At 66.8% G+C, this 21353-nt stretch carries 19 protein-coding genes; 4 read left to right on the top strand and 15 right to left on the bottom strand.

The features are described 5' to 3' along the window. Window positions 1-280: 280 nt before the first annotated feature. Together ahcY and GSQ76_RS01820 are read left to right on the top strand one after the other, a co-directional pair. Window positions 281-1588, top strand: coding sequence for an adenosylhomocysteinase (gene ahcY, locus GSQ76_RS01825; protein WP_158742207.1), 1308 nt, complete (start codon window positions 281-283; stop codon window positions 1586-1588). Window positions 1589-1888: 300 nt separating this feature from the next. Continuing rightward, window positions 1889-3517: an inorganic phosphate transporter gene (locus GSQ76_RS01820; protein WP_158742206.1), complete on the top strand. Its 1629-nt coding sequence runs from the start codon at window positions 1889-1891 to the stop codon at window positions 3515-3517. A gap of 68 nt (window positions 3518-3585) precedes the next feature. Here the strand turns inward: GSQ76_RS01820 and GSQ76_RS01815 are convergent, their stop codons facing one another. The 5 genes from GSQ76_RS01815 to GSQ76_RS01795 form a co-directional block, all read right to left on the bottom strand. Beyond that, on the bottom strand, window positions 3586-5169 hold the full coding sequence (locus tag GSQ76_RS01815; protein ID WP_158742205.1) for an ABC transporter substrate-binding protein: 1584 nt from the start codon (window positions 5167-5169) through the stop codon (window positions 3586-3588). A gap of 62 nt (window positions 5170-5231) precedes the next feature. Further along, complete coding sequence (locus GSQ76_RS01810) at window positions 5232-6017, bottom strand: amino acid ABC transporter ATP-binding protein (protein ID WP_408836154.1); 786 nt, start codon at window positions 6015-6017, stop codon at window positions 5232-5234. Window positions 6018-6032: 15 nt separating this feature from the next. Beyond that, window positions 6033-7205, bottom strand: coding sequence for an amino acid ABC transporter permease (locus tag GSQ76_RS01805; RefSeq protein WP_158742204.1), 1173 nt, complete (start codon window positions 7203-7205; stop codon window positions 6033-6035). Window position 7206: 1 nt separating this feature from the next. Further along, window positions 7207-8418, bottom strand: a complete 1212-nt coding sequence (locus tag GSQ76_RS01800; RefSeq protein ID WP_158742203.1) for an amino acid ABC transporter permease — start codon at window positions 8416-8418, stop codon at window positions 7207-7209. Window positions 8419-8591: 173 nt separating this feature from the next. Then, the gene (locus GSQ76_RS01795) at window positions 8592-9623 is read right to left on the bottom strand and encodes an amino acid ABC transporter substrate-binding protein (protein ID WP_158742202.1); all 1032 of its coding nucleotides are present in this window, start codon (window positions 9621-9623) and stop codon (window positions 8592-8594) included. A 136-nt stretch (window positions 9624-9759) separates the two neighbouring features. Here GSQ76_RS01795 and GSQ76_RS01790 point away from each other — a divergent pair, with 136 nt between their 5' ends. Continuing rightward, window positions 9760-10161, top strand: a complete 402-nt coding sequence (locus GSQ76_RS01790; RefSeq protein WP_254070187.1) for a DUF1489 family protein — start codon at window positions 9760-9762, stop codon at window positions 10159-10161. Here the strand turns inward: GSQ76_RS01790 and GSQ76_RS01785 are convergent. Genes GSQ76_RS01785 through hemE form a run of 10 tightly spaced genes read right to left on the bottom strand, consistent with a single transcriptional unit; the run spans window position 10153 to window position 20201 of the window. Continuing rightward, window positions 10153-10671: an NADH-quinone oxidoreductase subunit B family protein gene (locus tag GSQ76_RS01785; RefSeq protein WP_158742200.1), complete on the bottom strand. Its 519-nt coding sequence runs from the start codon at window positions 10669-10671 to the stop codon at window positions 10153-10155. The two genes, GSQ76_RS01790 and GSQ76_RS01785, sit on opposite strands and share 9 nt — an antisense overlap. Then, entirely contained in the window at window positions 10668-12116 is a 1449-nt protein-coding gene (locus tag GSQ76_RS01780; protein WP_158742199.1) for a nickel-dependent hydrogenase large subunit, read from the bottom strand. Before GSQ76_RS01780 ends, GSQ76_RS01785 begins: the two co-directional genes overlap by 4 nt. Then, a complete protein-coding gene (locus tag GSQ76_RS32415; RefSeq protein ID WP_158742198.1) occupies window positions 12113-13366 on the bottom strand; it encodes a hypothetical protein in 1254 nt (417 codons plus the stop codon). The genes GSQ76_RS01780 and GSQ76_RS32415 overlap by 4 nt, the downstream gene beginning before the upstream one ends. Beyond that, window positions 13363-13884 (bottom strand): hypothetical protein, encoded by a 522-nt coding sequence (locus GSQ76_RS01770; RefSeq protein WP_158742197.1) that lies wholly within the window; start codon window positions 13882-13884, stop codon window positions 13363-13365. The genes GSQ76_RS32415 and GSQ76_RS01770 overlap by 4 nt, the downstream gene beginning before the upstream one ends. After that, entirely contained in the window at window positions 13881-14789 is a 909-nt protein-coding gene (locus GSQ76_RS01765) for an NADH-quinone oxidoreductase subunit H (RefSeq protein WP_158742196.1), read from the bottom strand. Before GSQ76_RS01765 ends, GSQ76_RS01770 begins: the two co-directional genes overlap by 4 nt. Next, window positions 14786-16582: a proton-conducting transporter membrane subunit gene (locus tag GSQ76_RS01760; RefSeq protein WP_158742195.1), complete on the bottom strand. Its 1797-nt coding sequence runs from the start codon at window positions 16580-16582 to the stop codon at window positions 14786-14788. Before GSQ76_RS01760 ends, GSQ76_RS01765 begins: the two co-directional genes overlap by 4 nt. Then, the gene (locus GSQ76_RS01755) at window positions 16582-17406 is read right to left on the bottom strand and encodes an aldo/keto reductase (RefSeq protein ID WP_158742194.1); all 825 of its coding nucleotides are present in this window, start codon (window positions 17404-17406) and stop codon (window positions 16582-16584) included. Before GSQ76_RS01755 ends, GSQ76_RS01760 begins: the two co-directional genes overlap by 1 nt. After that, window positions 17403-18077, bottom strand: a complete 675-nt coding sequence (locus GSQ76_RS01750) for an HAD family phosphatase (RefSeq protein ID WP_158742193.1) — start codon at window positions 18075-18077, stop codon at window positions 17403-17405. Before GSQ76_RS01750 ends, GSQ76_RS01755 begins: the two co-directional genes overlap by 4 nt. Next, a complete protein-coding gene (gene hemH / locus GSQ76_RS01745; protein WP_158742261.1) occupies window positions 18074-19144 on the bottom strand; it encodes a ferrochelatase in 1071 nt (356 codons plus the stop codon). The genes GSQ76_RS01750 and hemH overlap by 4 nt, the downstream gene beginning before the upstream one ends. Before the next feature lie 31 nt (window positions 19145-19175). After that, window positions 19176-20201, bottom strand: coding sequence for a uroporphyrinogen decarboxylase (gene hemE, locus GSQ76_RS01740; RefSeq protein ID WP_158742192.1), 1026 nt, complete (start codon window positions 20199-20201; stop codon window positions 19176-19178). A gap of 292 nt (window positions 20202-20493) precedes the next feature. Between hemE and GSQ76_RS01735 the strand changes: the two genes are divergently transcribed. Then, window positions 20494-21348: a pyruvate, water dikinase regulatory protein gene (locus GSQ76_RS01735; protein WP_158742191.1), complete on the top strand. Its 855-nt coding sequence runs from the start codon at window positions 20494-20496 to the stop codon at window positions 21346-21348. Window positions 21349-21353 lie beyond the last annotated feature (5 nt).

The raw sequence follows: 21353 nt of genomic DNA, 5'->3' as shown, positions 1-21353 counted from the left end.
GCGGATAAGCGTGTCATCTATAGCGTCGATCTGGCCTAGCCGGGATCGCGTGTCCGGTGTTTTCTTTACCATTCTGCTCTCTCAGCCACGACCGCGAACCTATTGCATCGCAGTATAGCCGGTCAACGCGGCAAATCCGTTGAAAACGCAGCAATAGAAGTTACGCATCCGAAAACGTCGCACAGCTCATCCGCTGGTCTTCAGAGCCTATCCGCAGATGGGAATTGCAAACATCAAGATATCCTTATATAGCGCCCGAAACGCAAGCCAGGAGCCGCCGATGCCCGACGTCGCACTACCGACCGACTATAAGGTCAAGGATTTCACCCTTGCCGCCTGGGGCCGCAAGGAGATCTCCATGGCCGAGGACGAGATGCCCGGCCTGATGGCGATCCGCACCGAGTATGGCGCCAGCCAGCCGCTGAAGGGCGCCCGCATCGCCGGCTGCCTACACATGACCATCCAGACCGCCGTGCTGATCGAGACGCTGACCGCCCTCGGCGCCACCGTGCGCTGGTCGTCCTGCAACATCTTCTCGACCCAGGACCACGCTGCCGCCGGCGTCGCCGCGGCCGGCACCCCCGTTTTCGCCTGGAAGGGCATGAACGAGGAGGAGTTCTGGTGGTGCATCGAGCAGACCGTCCGCGGCCCGGATGGCTGGACCCCGAACATGATCCTGGATGACGGCGGCGACCTGACCGTGCTGATGCACGACAAGTACCCCGAGATGCTGAAGGACGTGAAGGGCATCTCCGAGGAGACCACCACCGGCGTGCACCGCCTGTGGGAGATGGCCAAGGCCGGCAAGCTGCTGGTGCCCGCCATCAACGTGAACGACAGCGTCACCAAGTCCAAGTTCGACAATCTGTATGGCTGCCGCGAGAGCCTGGTGGACGCGATCCGCCGCGGCACCGACGTCATGCTGGCCGGCAAGGTTGCCGTGGTCGCCGGGTTCGGCGACGTGGGCAAGGGTTCGGCGGCCAGCCTGCGCCAGGGCGGCTGCCGCGTTCTGGTGACCGAAGTCGACCCGATCTGCGCGCTGCAGGCGGCGATGGAGGGCTACGAGGTCGTCACCATGGAGAAGGCCGCCCCGCGCGGCGACATCTTCGTGACCGCCACCGGCAACGTCGACGTCATCACCATCGACAACATGCGCGCCATGAAGCACCGCGCCATCGTGTGCAACATCGGCCACTTCGACAGCGAGATCCAGATCGAGGCGCTGCGCAACTACACCTGGGACAACGTGAAGCCCCAGGTCGACGAAGTGGTGTTCCCCGACGGCAAGCGCCTGATCGTGCTGAGCGAAGGCCGCCTGGTGAACCTCGGCAACGCCACCGGCCATCCGTCCTTCGTGATGAGCGCCTCGTTCTCGAACCAGGTTCTGGCGCAGCTGGAACTGTGGGGCGCCCCGGCCGGCAAGTACGAGCTGAAGGTCTACACCCTGCCGAAACACCTGGACGAAAAAGTGGCCGCGCTGCATCTGGCCAAGGTCGGCGCAGAGCTGACCAAGCTGACGACGAAGCAGGCCGAGTATATCGGCGCGCCTGTCGCCGGTCCGTTCAAGCACGACCTCTACCGCTACTGAGCCCGGTTGCGATGCGGCCGCGGAATTAACTTTCCGCGGCTGCATCGTCGCCGTCGCCAACAGGGTCAAGATCGCGTTGTCACCGCGGCCAGTTGGACCCCGATAATCAGGACCACCCGGCACAGCGACGCTGGCCAATGGCCGGACCACCATGGCGCGCTGGGTGTGGCGGAACTCTGCTTGCCTGCCACTGCTCGGCCGGATAGTTCCGCCGTCGTGAGCAAATTGTCACATTAACGACATCCTACGGGCCAGGATGTTTCGATAAAGGCCCGATATTAACCTTCCCTCGGGGGCGAGATGTCGGACTTCACTGCAGATACCGGACTGACGGCGGGACCGTTGTCCCGGCCGCACATGGACGAGAAGCCGCACGCGCTCGGCGCCGTCGTGTTCATCGGCGTATTGGTCGCCGGGTTGCTGTTCGCCGCCTACAGCATCGCCACCGACATGTCGGACGTGGGTGAACACAACCTGGCCATCGGCGCGCTGGTGCTGCTGGGCCTGGCGCTGCTGATCGCCCTGGGGTTCGAGTTCGTCAACGGCTTCCACGACACCGCCAACGCCGTCGCGACCGTCATCTATACCCACAGCCTGCCGCCGATGGTCGCCGTCGTGTGGTCGGGCGCGTTCAATCTGCTGGGCGTGCTGTGGTCCAGCGGCGCCGTCGCCTACACGGTGGTGACGCTGCTGCCGGTGGAGTTGATCCTGCAGGTCGGCAGCGGCGCCGGGTATGCGATGATCTTCGCCCTGCTGATCGCGGCGATCATCTGGAACCTCGGCACCTGGGCGTTCGGCATCCCCAATAGCTCGTCCCACGCGCTGGTCGGGTCGATCATGGGCGTCGGCCTGGCCAACCAGTTCATGGCGCCCGCCGGGTCCGCGACCTCGGGCGTGGATTGGGGCCAGGCGGTGGGCGTGTTCAAGGCGCTGCTGTTCAGCCCGGTGATCGGGTTCGTGCTGTCGGCCCTGCTGCTGCTGGTGATGAAGTTCGTGATCCGCAGCAAGTCGCTCTACGCCGCACCCGAGGGCAACAAGCCACCGCCGCCGCTGATCCGCGGCCTGCTGGTGCTGACCTGCACCGGCGTGTCGTTCTTCCACGGCAGCAATGACGGGCAGAAGGGCATGGGGCTGATCATGCTGATCCTGATCGGCGCCGCCCCCACCGCCTACGCGCTGAACCGCGCCATGCCGGAGAGCACGACCCCAGCCTTCCTTGCCGCCACGCAATCGGCCCAGGGTGTGCTGCAGGGCCATAGCAACGGCGCCGCTCCGCCCGCCGATGCGCGTGCCGCGCGCGGGGTGGTCGGTGAGGCGTTGAAGACCAAAGAGGTGAACAAGCCTGAAGTCTACGCCGCCCTGGCCGTGCTGACCGGCGACATCAACCAGCAGGTGAAGAACTTCGGCGCGATCAAGTCGATCCCGGCCGCGGCGACGCAGAACGTGCGTAACGACATGTACCTCGCTTCCGACGCGGTTCGGGTAATGGGGGCGCATGCACCGGGCTTCAGCGATGACGAACAGAAGCAGCTGAACTCCCTGCGCTCCTCGCTGGATAGCGGCACCCGCTTCATCCCGCTCTGGGTGAAGGTGTCCGTAGCGATCGCGCTAGGGCTGGGCACGATGGTTGGCTGGAAGCGCATCGTGGTGACGGTGGGCGAGAAGATCGGCAAGACGCACCTGACCTACGCGCAAGGCGCCTCCGCCGAGATCGTGGCGATGGCGACGATCGGGCTGGCGGATGCGTATGGCCTGCCCGTGTCCACCACCCACGTGCTGTCCAGCGGCGTGGCCGGGACGATGGCCGCCAACGGGTCGGGGCTGCAGTGGAGCACACTGCGCAGCATGGCGCTGGCCTGGGTGATGACGCTGCCGGCAGCGATGGCGATTGCCGGGTCGCTGTATGTGATCTTCCGGCAAGTGTTCTGAGCGAAGGGGACAGTCGTCCCCTTCAACCCCTTTCGCTAGGTGTCCGGGGGGCGGCTATCCCCTCGGCTTCACCCCTTCTTCGCGTTCCAGAAAATCGGAAACGGCGAGTCCAGCACCCCCGTGATGTTGGTCCGTATCGCCGCCGGCTGGAAATACTGGCCCAGCGGGACGTAGGGCACGTCCTCCCACACCAGCGCCTGGATCGCGTCCGTCGCCTTCTTCTGCGCTGCGGCATCCGGGGCGTTGAACCAGTCGGTGCGCAGTTGCTCCATCTTCGCGTCGGTCGGCCAGCCGAACCAGGCGTCCAACCCGTTGCCCAGGATGGGATAGTGGCCACCAGGGTCGGCGGTGTTCAGCCCTTCCCACCCCGTGCAGAAGATGCTCCAGCCGCCCTTCTCCACCGGTTCCTTGCTGGCCCGGCGTTGCACCACCGTGCCCCAGTCCGACGCCTGGTAGTCCACGTTCAGCCCCAGCTTGATCAGCGTGTCGCGGGCGACCTGGCAGAATGCCTCCAACCACGGGTAGTCGGTGGGGGAGATGATGACGATCTTCTCGCCCTTATACCCGGCCTCCTGCACCAGTTTCTTGGCGGCGGCTAGGTCACGCGGACCATCGACCGCTTCCATCCCGACGCTGGATTCCGCCGGCGAACCCGGCGTGAACACGCCGACGCCGGTCTTATACAGGCTGGTGTCGTCGCCATACGCCGCCTGCATGTATTCTTTCTGGTTCACCACCTTCAGCACCGCCTGGCGCATTTTGACGTTGTTGAAGGGCGGGTGCAGTTGGTTGAACCGGATCACCTCGATGCTGCCGATGCTCGTCATCGGCTTCACCGTCACGCCACGCATCTTGCGCAATTGCGGTAGCAGGTCGCTGATCGGGGTCTGCCACCAATCCTCCTCCCCGGTCTGGATCGCCGCGGCGGAGGTGGCGGAATCGGTGATGATGTTCCACTCGATCCGGTCGAAATTCACCACCTTGCCGCCGGCCACGAAGTCCGGCGGCTCCTGCCGGGGCACGTAGCCGTCGAACTTGGCGTAGGACGCCAGCGAGCCCGGCGTCCACTCGTTACGCAGGAAGCGCAACGGGCCGGAGCCGGTGAAGTCGGTGATCTGGGTGAAAGCGTCGGTCTTGGCCACACGCTCCGGCATGATGAAACACACGTTCGCCGCCGGTTTTGCCAGGGCGGACACCAGCAGGGGGAAAGGCTGCTTCAGCTTGACGGTAAAGCTGCGGTCGTCCTTGGACTCCATGCTGTCCAGCACCATCAGCAGGCGCTGCCCGAAGGCGTCCCGCTTGGCCCAGCGGGCGATGGACGCGGTGCAGTCCACGCCGCGCACCGGGGCGCCATCGTGGAATTTCAGCCCGTCCCGGAGCTTGAAGGTCCAGGTGAGCTTGTCGTCCGATAAATCATACCCGTCGCACATTTGCGGTTTCGGGATCAGCTTGGAATCCACGCCGAACAGCGTGTCGTAGACCATGTAGCCGTGGTTGCGGGCGACCGTCGTCGTCGTCCAGATCGGGTCCGGGTTGGCGAGGTTGCCCTCCGGGATGAATTTCAGCGTGCGGGCGCCGGCACCCTGCGCCAGGGACGGGCGTGGCAAAGCTGCGACGGCCGCGGCCCCCGCGAGAAGACTGCGTCGTTTCATCGTTTATGGCTCCTGGGGAGAAAGTCCGTCACGGCCGGGTGCGCCCGGCCATGCGTGCTGCGTCAGTGGTCTTTCAGGATCTGGCTGAGGAACAGCTTCAACCGGTCGGTCTGGGGATTGTCGAACAACTCCCGCGGCGGACCGGCCTCCACCACTTCGCCGCGATCCATGAATACCACGCGGTCGGCGACCTTCTTGGCGAAACCCATCTCGTGGGTCACGCACACCATGGTCATGCCGGTCTCGGCCAGGCCGATCATGGTGTCCAGCACCTCCTTGATCATCTCGGGGTCCAGGGCGGAGGTCGGCTCGTCGAACAGCATGATCTTCGGCTTCATGCACAGCGCCCGGGCGATCGCCACGCGCTGCTGCTGGCCGCCCGAAAGCTGCCCCGGATACTTCTTCGCCTGCTCGGGGATCTTGACCCGGCGCAGGTAGCTCATCGCCAGCTCCTCCGCCTCGGCCTTCGGCATCTTGCGCACCCAGATCGGCGCCAGGGTGCAGTTCTCCAGGATCGTCAAATGCGGGAACAGGTTGAACGACTGGAATACCATGCCGACTTCGCGGCGAATGGTGTCGAGCGCGCGCAGATCGTCGGTCAGCTCCGTGCCGTCGACGATGATCTTGCCTTCCTGGTGCGTCTCCAGGCGGTTGATGCAACGGATCATGGTGGATTTGCCCGAGCCGGACGGCCCGCAAACCACCACCTTCTCCTTCTGTCCCACCGTCAGCGTTACGTCGCGCAGCACGTGCATTGCGCCGTACCATTTATTCACCTTGTCCAGCACGATCGCTGGGGCGACGTTGGACAGTGGGGTTGGCGTCGTCATCGACATCGCGGCACTCATGCTGAAATCCCCATCTTATCGGTTACGAGCGCGGGAGAACTCGCGCTCCAACCCGCGCGAGTAGCGGGCCATGGTGTAGCAGAACACGAAGTAGATCGCGGCCAAAACCAGGTAAACCTCGGTCGAGTAAGCCGCCCAAGCCGGCTCGCTGATCGCGATCTTGCCGGCCGATAGCAGGTCGAACAAGCCGATGATCAGCACCAGGCTGGTGTCCTTGAAGAACCCGATGAAGGTGTTGACCAAGGGCGGGATGACCAGCCGCAGCGCCTGCGGCAGCACGATGAACCCGGTCTTCTTCCAGTAGGACAGGCCCAGCGCGTCGGCCGCCTCGTATTGTCCCTTCGGCAGGGATTGCAGGCCGCCGCGCACGACCTCCGCCAGATAGGCGCCGGCAAACAGGATGATCGCAACCTGGGCGCGCAGCAATTTGTCGATGTTCACGCCCTCGGGCAAAAACAGCGGGAACATCACGCTGGCCATGAACAGTAGGGTGATCAGCGGCACGCCGCGGATCAGTTCCACATACAGCACGCACAGCGCCTTGACCGCCGGCAGCTTGGTCGACCGGCGGCCGAGCGCCACCAGGACCGAGAGCGGGAAGGCGAAAGCCAGGCCGAACGTCGCCAGGATCAGCGTCAGCGGCAGGCCGCCCCATTGGTCCTGCGGCACGAACTCGAGCCCCAATATACCGCCCCACATCAGCACGCCGATCACCACCAGCGTGGCCACCCACACCAGCAGCAACTCCTTGCGCCAGAAGCGACGCCAGGCGGACACGGCATACAGGGCGATGAACAGCACAATCACCAGTGCGGTGCGCCACTGCAGGTCGTACGGGAAGCGGCCGAACAGGATGAAGCGGTACTTCTCACCGATCACCGCCCAGCAGGCGCCCACGCCCTTGGCGTCGCGGCAGGCGCTGACGTCGGGGCCGTTCGCCCCCTCCGGCACCGACCACACGGCGTGCAGGATCGCCCAGTCGAAGAAGCCGATAGCCCAGCGGATGAGGAGGATGCCGAACACGATCGTCGCCAGGCTGGAGAGCCAGGAGCCGAACAGGTTCGTCTTCACCCAGGCGACGGGGCCATGCACCGTCGCAGGCGGTCGCGCCCGGCTGGTGTTGGGAATGGCGGCGTTGCCTGCCGTGGCGGGCACCGGGTCGATGTTGGTGGTGGCAAGCTCGCTCATGTCAGCGCTCCACCAGCGCGATCCGCGCGTTGTACCAGTTCATGAACAGGCTGATCGACAGGCTGATCACCAGGAACACCGCCATCAGCAGGGCAATGCCCTCAATCGCCTGCCCGGTTTGGTTCAGCGTCGTCTGGTCGATCGACACCACGTCCTGGTAGCCGATCGCCACCGCCAGGGAGCTGTTCTTGGTCAGGTTCAGGAACTGGCTGGTCATTGGCGGGATGACGACGCGAAGCGCTTGGGGCAACACGATCTGGCGCAGTACGGCGCCGGGCCGCAGACCTAGGGCGCCCGCGGCTTCCCACTGGCCCTGCGGCACGGCCTGGATGCCGGAGCGGACGATTTCGGCGATATAGGCGGCGGTATAGACCACCAGCCCCAGCGTCAGCGCGCAATATTCCGGGCTGATGGTGCCGCCGCCGCGGAAGTTGAACCCACCCTTGATCGGCATGTCCAACTGGAACGGCGCACCCAGCACGGCCCAGACGAATAGCGGAAATGCGACCAGCAGCCCTAGCGCAACGGGCCAGGTCTTCGGGCGCACGCCGGTTTCGGCCTGCCGCTTGGATGCCACGCTCGACCAGGCGATGACGCCGATGAGCCCGACCAGGAAGGCGGCGAGCGCCCAGCTATGCGCCGGCTCCCAATCGAACAACGGCACCTTGATGCCACGGTTGGAGAAGAACACGCCCGGCAGCACGGCGAACGCGTCGCGCACCGAGGGGAGCGTCTGTACGAGGCCATACCAGAACAGCAATTGCAGCAGCAGCGGGATGTCGCGCAGGATTTCGACGTAGAGATAGGCAGCGCGGGACAGCAGCCAATTCTTGGACAGCCTGGCGATGCCCAGCAGCGTGCCCCAGATCGTGGTCAGGACGACGCCGACGATGGCGACCTTCAGGGTATTGATGATGCCGATGATCAGCGCGTCGCCATAGGTGCTGGTCGCCGGGTCGTATTCGATCGCGTGTTCACCGATCGGGATGCCGGCGGTGCGGGCCAGGAACGCGAAACCGGTCGCGATGTGGCGCGCCGCCAGGTTCTTGTTCGTGTTATGCACCAGATAGGCGACGATTGCCGCCAGAATTCCGACCACCAACACCTGCCACACAATGGCGCGGAATTTCGGGTCCGACCAGGACAAGCGCATACGGCGCTTTGGCGCGGCCCTGGCAGCATGAAGACGCGGGTCTACGACGGCTCCGGACATGACAGTCTTATTCCCTGAACGTTGCAGTTATCCGACTGCGCATGGCTGTCATACTTCGGCAGCATTGCACGCTGCAACGTCGCTTGCATCCCCCCGCAAACGAAAACGCCGCCCCCGAGACAGGGACGGCGCTTCCGCTGGGCAACCTGCCCAGTTATTGAGCGATTATAGGCTCAGCGGATCGGCGGGGCGTACTGTAGGCCGCCCTTGTTCCACAGATTGTTGATCCCGCGCGGAACGCCCATCACGGTGATGTTGCGATCCCAGATCTCGCCGAAATTGCCGACCTGCTTGATCGCGTTGTAGGCCCACTTGTTGTCGATCCCGAGCGCCTTGCCCATGTCGCCCTCAAGGCCCATCAGCCGGCGGATCTCGGGGTTGGTGGTGCTGGCGAAGGTGTCGATGTTCTTGCTGGTCACGCCGTCTTCTTCGGCGGTCAGTGTCGCGTACTGCGTCCACTTCACCACGTCGAAGAACTTGTCGTCACCCTTGCGGACCATCGGGCCCAGCGGCTCCTTGCTGATGATCTCGGGCAGCAGCACCAGGTCGGTCGCTTTGGCGCCCTGCTGGAACCGGAACCCGGCCAGCGCCGAGCTATCGGTCGAGTAGGCGTCGCAACGGCCGGACAGGAACGCGCCCTGGATCTCGTTCTGGTCCTGGATGTTGACTGGGGTGAACTTCAGCTTGTTGTTGCGGAAGTAGTCGCTGATCGCGAGTTCGGTGCTGGTGCCGGGCTGCACGCAGACGGTGGCGCCGTCCAGGTCCTTGGCGGATTTCACGTTGGCAGCCGTCTTCACCAGGAAGCCGGTGCCGTCGTAATAGTTCACGCCGGCGAATTCGAGGCCCAGGCTGGCTTCGCGGCCCAGTGTCCACGTCGTCTCGCGGATCAGGACGTCGATCTCGCCCGACTGCAGGGCAGTGAAACGGTTGATCGTGGTGGTGGGCACGAAGCGGACCTTCGTCGCGTCACCCAGGATGGCGGCGGCCACGGTGCGGCAGCCATCGGCGTCGATGCCTTTGATCACGCCCTGGCTGTCGGCCAGCGAGAACCCGGCCACGCCCGTGGACACGCCGCACACCAGCAAACCACGCGCCTTGATCGCGTCGATCGTTGCTGAACCCGTGCCCTGGGCCTGTGCGCCGGCAGCGCCAGCCACCAGTCCTGCCGCCAGCGCAATCGCGCCGACTGCCTTGAAAGCCTTCATCGACAATCCCCCTGAATTGCGCAGAGCAGCCCTGCGCCTAGGCCGGACATCGCCGTGAACGGGATTTAAGTCAATGGCCATGAACGCTTGCCCGAAGCCGCATCCGCCGCCATCTGTGCCGGCAATGCTCCATCTGATGAAACTCGCCGTCGGTATTCGCGACCCCGCCGAACTCCGCGCCTACCAGGCACAACGCGCCGCCAGCGGAATGCCCGTCCAACACCTCACCCGGCATCTGCCACGCCGGGCCGACGAATTGCTGGCAGGCGGTTCGCTCTACTGGGTGATCGACCGGGCCATGCTCGTCCGGCAGCGCATCACCGCCATCACGCCCTCGACCCGCGCGGACGGCACGGCCTGCGCCGCGATCGGGTTGGACCCGGCGGTCATTGCCGTGATGGGCCGGCCGGTCAAGGCGTTTCAGGGCTGGCGCTATTTGCGGGGAGAGGACGCGCCGGAAGACCTCGTCGCCGGGTCGGCCGAAGCGGACATGCCGCACGCCCTGGCGCAAAGGCTGCGGGAATTGTGCCTACTCTAGCCGCCGGCGCGGCCGCACCTGGCGCGGGCCATTTGCGGCCAACAGGCTTAGCAGGCCGGAGAGGATTTCCATGGGCGGTGGCGGGCAGCCCCGGACCAGCAGATCCACCGGCACGGCCACGCCGACACCGCCATGCACGGCGTAGCTGCCCTTGAACACGCCGCCATCGACCGCGCAATCGCCGATCGCCACGACCCATTTCGGCTCCGCCATGGCTGCATAGGACTGGGCCAGCGCTTCCTGCAGATTGGCCGTCAGCGGCCCCGTCGCCAGCAGCACGTCCGCACGCCGGGGCGAGGTGACGAAACGCAGGCCGAAGCGTTCCAGATCGTAGACCACGCCCTCCAGCGCCACCAATTCCCGCTCGCACCCGCCGCACCCGCCTGTGGGAACGTGAAATAGCGCCAGGCTGCGGCCCAGCCGGGTTTGCGCCGCAGCGTCCAGCCGGGCGGACAGGGCGGCAACACCCTCGGCCGCGGGGTCGGGCATGGTCTCGGCAACGGGCTTCATAGATCCACTCCGGACCGGGCACAGGCGAAGGAACGGTCGATCAGCGTCAGGTCGGCCAGCAGGGCGCCGGCGGAGGCCGCTTCCTGCATCGGCCACAGGCGCCAGCTCGGGTCGGCGGCAAAGGCGCTTGCGATCAGCCCGCCATCCAGGCGCAACCAGTGCCACACTGCACCGCGCGGGCTTTCCGCCACCGCGATACCCTCGCCGCCGGTATTGGGCAGGGTCTGGCTGACGGGCCCGGTCGGCAGCGACCCCAGCCAGTCTCGCAGCAAGTCGAGGCTGATGGTGATTTCATGCAGCCGCAGCCGCAGACGGGCGGCGGCGTCGGCGCCCGGCAGGGTTGGCGGCGTGGCGGCGGGATAGGGCGGATAGCCAGGGTTCTGTCGCGCATCCACGCTGCATCCGGCGGCACGGGCAACGAGCCCGACCGGCACCAAAGCCTCCAGGCTCGCGGGCGGAACGATGCCGATGCCCGCCCCCAGCGTGCCCAACCCCTGAACGAGGTTGGGCAGTTCAGCCGCCAACCCATCCGCCACCATGCGCAGGGCCGTCGCACCTTCGGGCAAAATGTCGCCCGCCAGGCCGCCGGGCACCACGCAATCCATCATCATGCGATGCCCGAACGCGACCTGCGCCGAACGCAACACCTGCTCCCGGTGCCAGCCCAACCGGCCGCACAGATGCGGTAATTCGCCACACGCCGCGACGAGGTCGCCGAGGTGGGTGGCAATCCGCTCCGCCTCTGCCATCACGCCGCGCAGCATGACGGCGCGGGGCGGTGGCTCAATATCCATCGCCGCCTCGGCCGCCCGGGCGAAGGCCACGCTATGCGCCACGGTCGCGTCGGCGGACAGGCGGGCGGCGAAGCGGGCGGCGGTGCGGGGTGATTTGCCGCGCATCAGCAGCAGCGTGCCCTTATGCGCATAGCCCAATCGCGCCTCGACACTGGCCGCCACCTCGCCAGCCGCGTGGATCCGGAAATGCACGGGTTCGGCCGGGTGGCCCAGCACCGGGCCGACCGGGATCTGCATCAGATCCTCGATGGCTCGAAACGCGTATTCGGTGGCGCCCGTCGCCGGGCCGTGGCGCGGGGCCAGCGGATGGGTCACGCTCCAACGGCCATGGTCCAGCCACGGGCGAGGATCCACGCCACCCATGGCGCGATGGCCCCACAGATCCTGGACCATCCGCTCCGGCAGGATGGCGGAAGCAAAGCGGGGGGAGAGTGCCGGATAGTCGCCATCGCGCACCGCGGTGGATGCCAGCAGGATCTGCCCGGCGCCGCTGGTGAACAGCGCGTAGACCGCGGCGGTGTCGGCCCAGAAGGCGTGCAGCGACACATCCTCCGGCGCCAGCATCAACCACTGGTCGGTAGGCACCATGTAGCGCGGCCACGGGCGGCACGCGGCCACCGGCGCGCTGCGGATGATGTCGGCGCTGCTCATTGCATCGTCACCGCGATGGTCTCGATCAGGTTCGTCAGGGCTGACGGCATCGCCCATGCCCCGATCAACGCCAGGCCGATGCCAACCCAGGCGAGGCGGTTGCCGGCCGGCTCGGCGGGCAGGCCGCGCAACGCCAGCGCGGCCACACCGAACAGGCCGAGGCCAAGCAATCCCGCCACCCATCCAGCCCGCAGGGCCGCCGCCGTCAGTAGGGTCAACCCACTGCCGAAGATGCCCAGCGGAGGCAACCCCGCCAGCGACGCCAGTCCCAGACGGGACCCGTTGGCTGCCGCCGTCAGCGCCAGGCAACCGAGCGTCAGATGGAGCAAACCGCTCCCCGTCGCCGCCGGGGCACCGGCGCCGAACGCGACGAGCACCGCGGCGAGCAGCGCTATCAGCAAAGGTGACAATATGGCCGGCCGGCGTCCTAGGCAGATCAGCGCCAGAACCAGACCGGCAAGGCCCAGCCCGAGCAGAACCGGGCCCGGCGCCATCGCCCGGACATTGCCACCCAGCACCCCGCGCAGCCGCAACGCCGTCGCCAGCCAGATGCCGCCGAGCGGCCCCAGCAGCATCGCCAACCCCGCCGGTAGCGCCGCGCCACGGATGGCAGCGCTCACTGGCACGAGACAGCATGAAATGCCCGTTCCCAGCAGCAGCAGCACGAAGCCGGCATCGATGGCCATGATGTTGGATTTGCCGCCCGCCGTCGGCAGCACGCTCCAGCTCAGCGCGGGCCAACCGCGGCCCAGTGCGGGAACGGCGCCCGCATACAGCACCACCGTGCCAAACAGGGCGAGCCCCATTCCCGTCGCCGCCACTGCGAGCATTGGCGCGGGCGTTTCTTGCCGCTGCGCCAGCACCGCGACCAGGCCGGCCGCCCCCGCTGCGATCGCCGCCAGCCCGGCACCATTCGAGAACGATGCCAGGTTCATCAGGCCGACCAACGCGGCCAACAGCCCGGCATGGTCCGCGCGACCCGGCGTGCCGGCGGAGCGGCCAAACAGGGCGGACAGCGTCAGAGACTGCGCGCTCGCCATAACCCAGGCGAAGGCGGTGAGACTGGCGATCTGGACCGCCAGCGGATCGGGCAAAAGCCAGCCGCCAAAGCTGTCCGCGGTCCAGGGCAGGCTGCATACCAAAACCAGCACCAGCAATGCACAGCCAAACGAGGCCCATGCACTCGCCGGCACGAAGGACAGCCCGGCCGCGGCAAGAAGCGGTAGCAGAATGCAGACGAGCGCAATCATCGGCGCACCCAAGCAGGCAGAACCCCGTCGGATGCCACCAGGCAACCCAACACCGCCAGCGCCAGCGCCATGAACGGGCGCAGCGGCAACTCCGGCGTCGTCACCATCGCCAGCACCACACCGTTCAGCAACGACAGCACCCCGTATGGCCCGGGCATGAACGCGGCGGCCAGCAGGCCCAACAACACGATCGCCAACGGCACGCCCATCCCTTCGGACGGCGCACTCGCCGTGGCCAGCACCACCAGCAGCAAGGCGGCCACGACCGTCACCACCGGGAATGCGACCCGGCCGTGAAAGGCGGGGCGATACATCCACACCACCATCGCCTGTGCCACCAACACGACGGCTACCGCGATCGGCTGCCAATCCGACTGCAGCCAAGCCTGGCACAGCGCCGCCAGCGCAACCGCGCCGGATTGGCCGCAATAGACGAAGGGTTGCGGACGCCGCACCACCAGCAGGGCGAAGGACAGCAGCAAGGCGCCCAGCCCCAGCAGCCGCGTCAGCTCGATCATGTCAGCCCCTGGGCGGCGAAAAGGAATAGCACGGCCAGCAGGCCCAACAGCACCGCCGCCCCCATCAACGGCCCCACTGCCGCCTGCCCGGCGCGACGCAGGCTGGGCCCAACCAGCGCGCAGGCAAGGCCGAGCACGCCCAGTTTCAGCACCCAAGCGACCAGGCCGACCGTCCATTCCACCAGCCCGCCGCCGGGCAACGCCAACCCACCCGGGAGCAGCAGCGCCGCCGTCAGCGACAGCCACACCACCCGCCGCAGCGCCACCGCCGCCTCCGCCGCGGCCGCATGCCAGCCGGAGAATTCGGTGAGCGCGGCGTCACCCTCCGCCTCCACCGCGACGACGACGCTGGCGAGGCCGGCGATCGCCAGCAGCAACGGCACGCCGGGTACGATGGCTTCGCGGAACGACAAGACGGCGGCGTCCAAATTCGTCGTGCTGGTGAGCAAGGCGATGGTGAAGATCACCAGCAGCAAGGCCGGCTCGGCCAACGCCGCCAGGCGAATGCTACGGATGGCCGCCAACCCGGCGGGTGCGGTGCCGGCATCGATCGCAGCCAGTGCCATGATGAAACGAGCCAGGCCCAGCAAGCCGGCGATCACCAGCAGATCGCTCATCGGCGCCGTGGCCATGCCCAGGGCGAAGCTCGGCACCAGCAGCGCGGCCGCGGCGACCATCGCAAACTGGATGGTCGGCGCGGCGGGCAACAGGGCGGAGGCGCCTTCGGACACCACGGGCTGCTTGCGCATCAGCCGTCGCCAATCCTGCAGCGGTTGCAGCACCGGCGGGCCCACACGCCCGGCCAGCCGGGCCTGCGCCCACGGCAGCACCCCGGCGAGGAGCACGGCCATTCCCGCCATGAGCACGGCGTGCACCAACAGGGCCAGGATACCGGCCAAGCTCATACCGGGCCGAAACCCGCGACCAGCAACAGCAGCAGCACCGCCAGGATCAGAACCACCACGGGGGCATGGCGCAACGTGACGCTCGGCCACGTCACCTCCAACCGCACGCGCGGCATGGACGGCAGTCGCAGCGGCCTTGTGGGCAGCGTCGCCGTCAGCGTGGCTGGGGTGAGTTGCGTCGCCGGGTCACCGAACGGCATCCAGGGCGGCGGGGCGGTGAAACCGTCTTCCCAGATCGGCACGGGCTGTGCCGCCGGCAGGCGACCGGTGCGGGACAGCATCGCGATTACGGCCAGCACGATGCCGACCATGATGACGATGCCCAGCGGCCCGTAGCCCGGTGAGTCGATCTGGGTTCGGATCCCGGTCCAGTCGCCCTGCCCGTCCAGCCCAGCCGACGTCACCCAATGCTGCGCCATGCCGCACAGCCGCAACGCCACGCCAGGAAATAGCCCCAACAAGCCGCACAGCACCGCCATCCCGATGATGCCGGCGCGTTGCGCCAGGCTCGCATCCTCCGCCGCGGCGGCGCGGGGGGATCGGGGCCTGCCCAGAAACGCCACCCCGCCCAGCCGGATGACGGCGATCGCCGCGAACCCGGCGGACAAGGCCATCGCCGCCACCACCGCGGCCACCACGAGTTGCAGGGCCAGTCCGCCGGCCCTCGGCGCGGCGAACAGGGCCTGCAGCAGCATCCACCCGCTGGCGAACCCGGCGCTGCCCGGCAGAAACGCCAGGCTCAGCCCCGCGACCAGCATTCCGATCGCAACCACCGGCATCCGTCCGGCCAAGCCACCGAGGCGGTCCAGCGTCTGACTGCCAGCGCCGATCGCCGCCGCCCCCGTCGAGAGCGAGGCGAGGCTGGCGAAGGCGGTATAGTTCAAGGCGTGCAGCAACGTGCCGCCCAGGGCCAGGGTGGCCAGGGGCAACAGATCCGCCCCGCGCGCGATCGCCGCCACGCCAAGGCCCGAGAGCATCCAACCACCATGCTGCACCGACAGGCCGGCCAGAATACCGCCGAATGTGGGGGCGCGAAGGGCTGCGATCAGTCCGGCGCCTGCAGACCCGGCGCCCAGCAGCAACAGCGGAAGACCCCACCAGCCCGGTGTCGCCGGGCCGCACAGGTCGGCCAGCACGCGCACGCACAGATACAGCCCAATGGCCGGGCTGAGCACGGGGAGCGGCAGGCCGGTTGCGTCCAACGCCAGGAACGGCCGGTGCCAGGGTGCCCATCCAACCAACGGCGCCACCCCTAACAACGTCAGCGCCAGGACAAGTGTGGCGCGCCAGCCATCGGGCGGGACAGCCCGCATGGCGGCAAAACTTTGCCCGCCGCCCAATGACAGCGTGGCGAATGCCGCGGCCAGCAAGAAGATGCCGGCGAGCGCGGCCGGGCGAACCACCCAATCAGACGACGCCGTCGCGAACAGCGCCACGCCGAGCACGGCAAACCGCGCATCGCCCGCAAGCACCACCAGCAACGACGCGGCAACGAAACCCGGCAACGCCGCGGGGGCTGCACGGCCCAGCAGGCCACCGGCGACCGCCAGACCGGCCACTGCCGGGGGCAGCAGGAAGACCGCGCCCAGCGGATCGATCGCCAGCGAGCCGGCCAGCAATTGCGATTGGCCACCCGCGGCGACCAGCGCCAATGCCAGCAGCAACGCCAGAAGGCTCAGCCCTGCCGTTGCCGGCGGGATGCCTCGTTGGGGTAACAACGGCGCCGCCACCGCCAGCAGGCCGAGCACGACAACCACCCCGACAAGCGCGGGCAGAGCGAACAACGCGACCATTACAGCATCTCGAGGGGCTGACGCCTCCGGGGTGGCGGGAATGCTACATCGATGGCGGCAATGTCGTCCGGCAGCAATTCCAAGACCGCGGCCGCGGCGTTTTCGCGCACGTGGCCCAAATCGGACGCCTTGGGGATGCTGATGATGCCCGGTAGCCGGACGGACCAGGCGATTGCCACCTGGGCAGCCGTCACGCCACGGCGTTTCGCGATCGCCAGCATCGCCGGGTGATCCAGCAGCGCGCCGCCTTGGCCAACCGGCGAATAGGCCATCACCGGCAAATGGCGTTGCGCGCACCAGGGCAGCAGATCGAACTCGATGCCGCGTGCCTCAGGGTTGTACAGCACCTGGTCGGTGGCGGCGTCGCCCGGCCCAAGCTCCTCCATGTCGGAGACATCGAGGTTGGAAACACCCCAGCGCAAGATCTTGCCCGCAGCCTTCAGCGTCTCAAACGCCTGGACAGTTTCGGACAAGGGCGTGCCGCCGCGCCAGTGCAGCAGGTATAGATCCATCCGGTCGGTGCCCATACGCTTCAGGCTGGCGTCGCAGCTTCGGGCCATGGCGCGCAGATTGGCGTTTTGCGGATACACCTTGCTGACGAGGAACACCTCGTCCCGACGTCCGGCGATCGCCTGCCCTACCACCTTTTCGGAACCGCCATCGCCATACATCTCGGCGGTGTCGATGACCGTCATTCCCAAATCCAGCCCGGCGCGCAACGCGTCCGCCTCGGCCTTGGCAGGACGATGGCCCTCGCCCATGCGCCAGGTACCCTGGCCAATGATGGGAAGTTCGGTGCCGTCCGGCAGATGGATCGTCCTCACGCAGCACTTGCCATGGCGGTGCGCAGCAGAGCAGGCAGTTCGGCGAGCGAGTGGATCAGAACCGCCCCGGTGGCGCGCAACGCTGGGTCGTCACCATGCGGGGCCAGGCCGATGCAGGCCATGCCCGCGGCGGCGGCGGCCATGGCGCCGGGCACGCTGTCCTCCACCACGATGCAGGCAGCGGGGGCCACGCCAGCGGCGGCAGCGGCGTGCAAAAACACGTCCGGCGCCGGTTTGCCGCGTGCCACGTCCCGCGCGCTATGGATGCGGTCGCGCACCAGATGCACCATCGCCACCCGTTCGAACTTCACCGCCATCTCCTCATGCGACGAGTTGGAGGCGATACGATAGGGCAAGCCGAGCGCCGTCGTCGCCATCAAAGCATCATGCGCACCCGGCATTGCGGCCACTTCGGACGACAAAACGGCGACGATCCTGCCACGCAGCATTTCCACCCAGTCTGCCGGCGGCGGGCGCCCTATCTGCGCCTCGATCACCGGAGGGATGTCCGACAGGCGGCGGCCGACGAACAGGGTGCAGCTTTGTGCCGTGGTCATCGGCCAACCGAGCTTGGTGATCTCCTCGGCCACCACGCGGTTGGAGGGACCTTCGCTATCCACCAGTACGCCGTCGCAATCGAAAATGACCAATTGCAGCGGTAACGGCGTCATGTGGCGATCTCCAACTGCCCGGCGCGGGCGTGCGGGCAATCCTTGTGGTTCTTGGGACAGGTTCGGCCACCGGCCCAACTGCACAGGCCGGGACCATGCGCCAGGCTCTTGCGCACCAGTTCGGCCAGGCTGTCGATAAAGGCCGGGTCGGAGTTTTGCGCCGGGGCGCGAAAATAGCCGGGGACGCCCTTGGCCACTGCCAGGTCGCGATACTCCACGTCCAACTCGACCAACGTCTCGGAATGTTCGGACACGAACGCGATCGGCACCACCAGAACCGCAACCTTGTCGTGGGCCGCCTGCTCGATCGCGTATTCGGTGCTGGGGTCCAGCCATTTCTGCGGCGTGGCGCGGGATTGGTAGCAAACGGACCAATCCAGCCCCTCGATCGCCAAGGACCGTGCGGTGGCCGCCGCCGTGCGTTCGATCTGGTATTGATATGGATCGCCGCGTTTGACGATGGTTTCGGGCAGACCATGGGCGGAGAACAGGACGCGCAGGGGAACCTTGCCATCAAGTTCGGCCATGGCGGCGTCGTAGGCTTTGCGCACGCCATCCGCCGTGGCGGTGATGTAGCCTGGGTCGGCGTGGTAGCAGCACAGGCTCGTCACCGGCGCCACCAACCCGGCCGTGGCCGCGGCTTCGCGCCAGGCGGTCAGCGACGAACCGGTCGTGGTGGTGGAATACTGCGGATATAGCGGCAGCAGCAGGATTTCGTCCGGACGCCAATCCCGCACCTCACGCGCGACCGCCGCGCTGAAGGGCTGCCAGTAGCGCATCGCCACGAAGCATTTCACGTCGAATTCCGGCAAGGCGGCTTCCAGCGAGCGAGCCTGCTCGTTCGTCAGCCCCAACAAGGGCGAGCTGCCGCCGAGGATGGCGTAGTTCTCGGTCGCAGGCTTCAACCGTGCGCCAGCGATGATCCGTGCCAGGAACGGCCGGACGAAGAACGGGACACGGAGGATCGCCGGGTCACTGAACAGATTGATGAGAAATGGCTTGATCGACGATGGCTGATCGGGGCCGCCGAGGTTGAACAACACGACGGCCAAACGGGTCTTCTGCATGTTGGCTGAGGTGGCGGCCGTTACAGTTCCGTCAAGCACGGCGGATCAGGTCCATCAGCGCCGCCACATGCTCCGGCGGCGTCTCCGGCACGATCCCATGGCCGAGGTTGAAGATCCCGGGACGGCCCCGCCACGCCTGCAGCACGGCCTGTGCCGCGTCTACCAGTGCCTGACCGCCCGCGACCAAGGCCAACGGATCCATATTGCCCTGCACCGCGACAGTCGACGGCACCGTTGACGCGGCCCATGCGGGGTCCATCGAGGTATCGATCCCCACCGCCTGCACGCCCGTCGCCCGCGTGTATTCGCCCAGCAGCGACCCGGCGAGGCGCGGGAAACCGATCACTGGCAGATCCGGATGCACCGCCCGCAGCCCGGCGACGATCTGCCGCGTCGGCTCGATCACGAAACGGCGGAACTGCGCGGCGGGCAGCACGCCGGCCCAGGAATCGAACAGCATCACCGTGTCGGCGCCCGCGTCGACCATGGCGAGCAGATAGCTGACCGTCTGGTCGACCAGTAGCGCGATCAGCGCGTCGAACAGCGGCGGATCGCGATAGGCCAGGCCACGGACGGCCGCGAATTCCTTCGAACCGTGACCCTCCACCATGTAGCACGCCACCGTCCACGGACTACCGGCGAACCCGATCAGCGCCTTGTCTGGCGGCAATTCGGCCCGGATGCGGCTGACGGCCTGCATGATCGGCGCGGTGACGTCCGCTGCCCGACTGGTATCCAGTTTGGCGAAGCTGGTGGCGTCGCGGATCGGCGCCAGTAATGGCCCCTCGCCCTCTGCGTAACGAAGATCCTGGCCCAACGCGTGGGGCAACATCAGGATATCGCAAAACAGGATCGCCGCGTCGAAGCCGAAACGGCGGATCGGCTGCAGTGTCACCTCTGTCGCGAGTGCCGGGTTGAGGCACAGGTCCATGAACCCACCCGCCTGCGCGCGCACCGACCGATACTCCGGCAAATAGCGGCCAGCCTGGCGCATCAGCCAGACGGGGGGCGGCCAGACTGGTTCGCCTGCCAGCACACGGAGAAACGAAGACTTCACACCTCACATCTATAAGCAAAGAAAGACTCTTAGATAGATGGAGTGTGTAGTGGGACCCTGTGGATAACAGGGTACCTCAGGCTGTGGGGCGTAGGACTGGATTCCATCCACAGCGGGATCGCACTGCAAGGTATTGAGTTTACCGAGGGTTTCGGGTCTGTCCCCGATAGGTCGCCCCGCCCTTCAGATAACGTCCCCGTGAGGACGAGGGTGTCGTAGATATCCCCGCTGGAATTTGCGTCTCCGTCGATCCCCCCTGGCGGACCCAGTTATCCCCGCTATCCTCGCACCCATGGTCACCGAACGGCTCAACCTCCATCTCGTCTCGGACGCGACCGGAGAGACTTTGAACTCGATCGCGCGGGCGACGGTGTCGCAGTTCGAGCATGTCTCGATCCTGTATCATCGCTGGAGCCTGATCCGGACGCGGTTCCAACTGCATCGCGTGCTGGAAGGGATCGAGGCCGAGCCCGGCCCGGTGCTGTCCACACTGTTGGATACCGGGCTGCGGGAGGAACTGGCCCGTGTCACCGACCGGCTGGGGCTGACGGTGGTCAATGTGCTCGACCCGGTGATGGACATGTTGCAGGAGGAGATCGGCGAGAAAGCCGCCAGCCGCCCAGGTCGCCAATACGTGCTGGACGCGGATTATTTTCGTCGCATCGACGCGATGCATTTCGTGCTGGCGCATGACGACGGCCAGGCCCAGGCCGGAATTGCCGAGGCGGATGTGATCCTGGTGGGCGTATCCCGTTCCTCTAAGACTCCCACGTCGTTCTATCTGGCCAATCGCGGCGTGAAGGCGGCGAATGTCCCGTTGGTGCCGGGCTTGCCTGACCCACCTGGCCTGGCCGAACCGAAATGCCCGGTGATCGGGCTGACGCTGGATCCGCCGGCGCTGATCGAGATCCGGCGGCATCGGCTGCGGATGATCGCCCATGGCGGGCCGATGCGGCAGGACACCACCGATTACGTCGACCAGGACACGGTGAAGGACGAATTGCTGTGGGCCCGCCGCATCTGCAATCGCCGCGGCTGGCCGGTCATCGACGTGACCCGCCGATCCATCGAGGAAACGGCCGCCACGGTGCTGCAATTGATGGAAGCCTGGCACAACCGGCAGAAACACGGCGCCACGCCGCCGTGATATCG

The sequence above is a fragment of the Acidisphaera sp. L21 genome (genome assembly GCF_009765685.1).
In the GTDB taxonomy this organism is placed as follows: domain Bacteria; phylum Pseudomonadota; class Alphaproteobacteria; order Acetobacterales; family Acetobacteraceae; genus LMUY01.
Note: the sequence above shows the minus strand (reverse complement) of the source record. Positions and strands in the feature narration are given on the sequence as shown.

Bases quoted from the DNA above. Each gene is read 5' to 3' on its own strand.
- ahcY (WP_158742207.1), top strand. From the start codon at position 281: ATGCCCGACGTCGCACTACCGACCGACTATAAGGTCAAGGATTTCACC.
- GSQ76_RS01820 (WP_158742206.1), top strand. From the start codon at position 1,889: ATGTCGGACTTCACTGCAGATACCGGACTGACGGCGGGACCGTTGTCC.
- GSQ76_RS01815 (WP_158742205.1), bottom strand. From the start codon at position 5,169: ATGAAACGACGCAGTCTTCTCGCGGGGGCCGCGGCCGTCGCAGCTTTG.
- GSQ76_RS01810 (WP_408836154.1), bottom strand. From the start codon at position 6,017: ATGAGTGCCGCGATGTCGATGACGACGCCAACCCCACTGTCCAACGTC.
- GSQ76_RS01805 (WP_158742204.1), bottom strand. From the start codon at position 7,205: ATGAGCGAGCTTGCCACCACCAACATCGACCCGGTGCCCGCCACGGCA.
- GSQ76_RS01800 (WP_158742203.1), bottom strand. From the start codon at position 8,418: ATGTCCGGAGCCGTCGTAGACCCGCGTCTTCATGCTGCCAGGGCCGCG.
- GSQ76_RS01795 (WP_158742202.1), bottom strand. From the start codon at position 9,623: ATGAAGGCTTTCAAGGCAGTCGGCGCGATTGCGCTGGCGGCAGGACTG.
- GSQ76_RS01790 (WP_254070187.1), top strand. From the start codon at position 9,760: ATGAAACTCGCCGTCGGTATTCGCGACCCCGCCGAACTCCGCGCCTAC.
- GSQ76_RS01785 (WP_158742200.1), bottom strand. From the start codon at position 10,671: ATGAAGCCCGTTGCCGAGACCATGCCCGACCCCGCGGCCGAGGGTGTT.
- GSQ76_RS01780 (WP_158742199.1), bottom strand. From the start codon at position 12,116: ATGAGCAGCGCCGACATCATCCGCAGCGCGCCGGTGGCCGCGTGCCGC.
- GSQ76_RS32415 (WP_158742198.1), bottom strand. From the start codon at position 13,366: ATGATTGCGCTCGTCTGCATTCTGCTACCGCTTCTTGCCGCGGCCGGG.
- GSQ76_RS01770 (WP_158742197.1), bottom strand. From the start codon at position 13,884: ATGATCGAGCTGACGCGGCTGCTGGGGCTGGGCGCCTTGCTGCTGTCC.
- GSQ76_RS01765 (WP_158742196.1), bottom strand. From the start codon at position 14,789: ATGAGCTTGGCCGGTATCCTGGCCCTGTTGGTGCACGCCGTGCTCATG.
- GSQ76_RS01760 (WP_158742195.1), bottom strand. From the start codon at position 16,582: ATGGTCGCGTTGTTCGCTCTGCCCGCGCTTGTCGGGGTGGTTGTCGTG.
- GSQ76_RS01750 (WP_158742193.1), bottom strand. From the start codon at position 18,077: ATGACGCCGTTACCGCTGCAATTGGTCATTTTCGATTGCGACGGCGTA.
- hemH (WP_158742261.1), bottom strand. From the start codon at position 19,144: ATGCAGAAGACCCGTTTGGCCGTCGTGTTGTTCAACCTCGGCGGCCCC.
- GSQ76_RS01735 (WP_158742191.1), top strand. From the start codon at position 20,494: ATGGTCACCGAACGGCTCAACCTCCATCTCGTCTCGGACGCGACCGGA.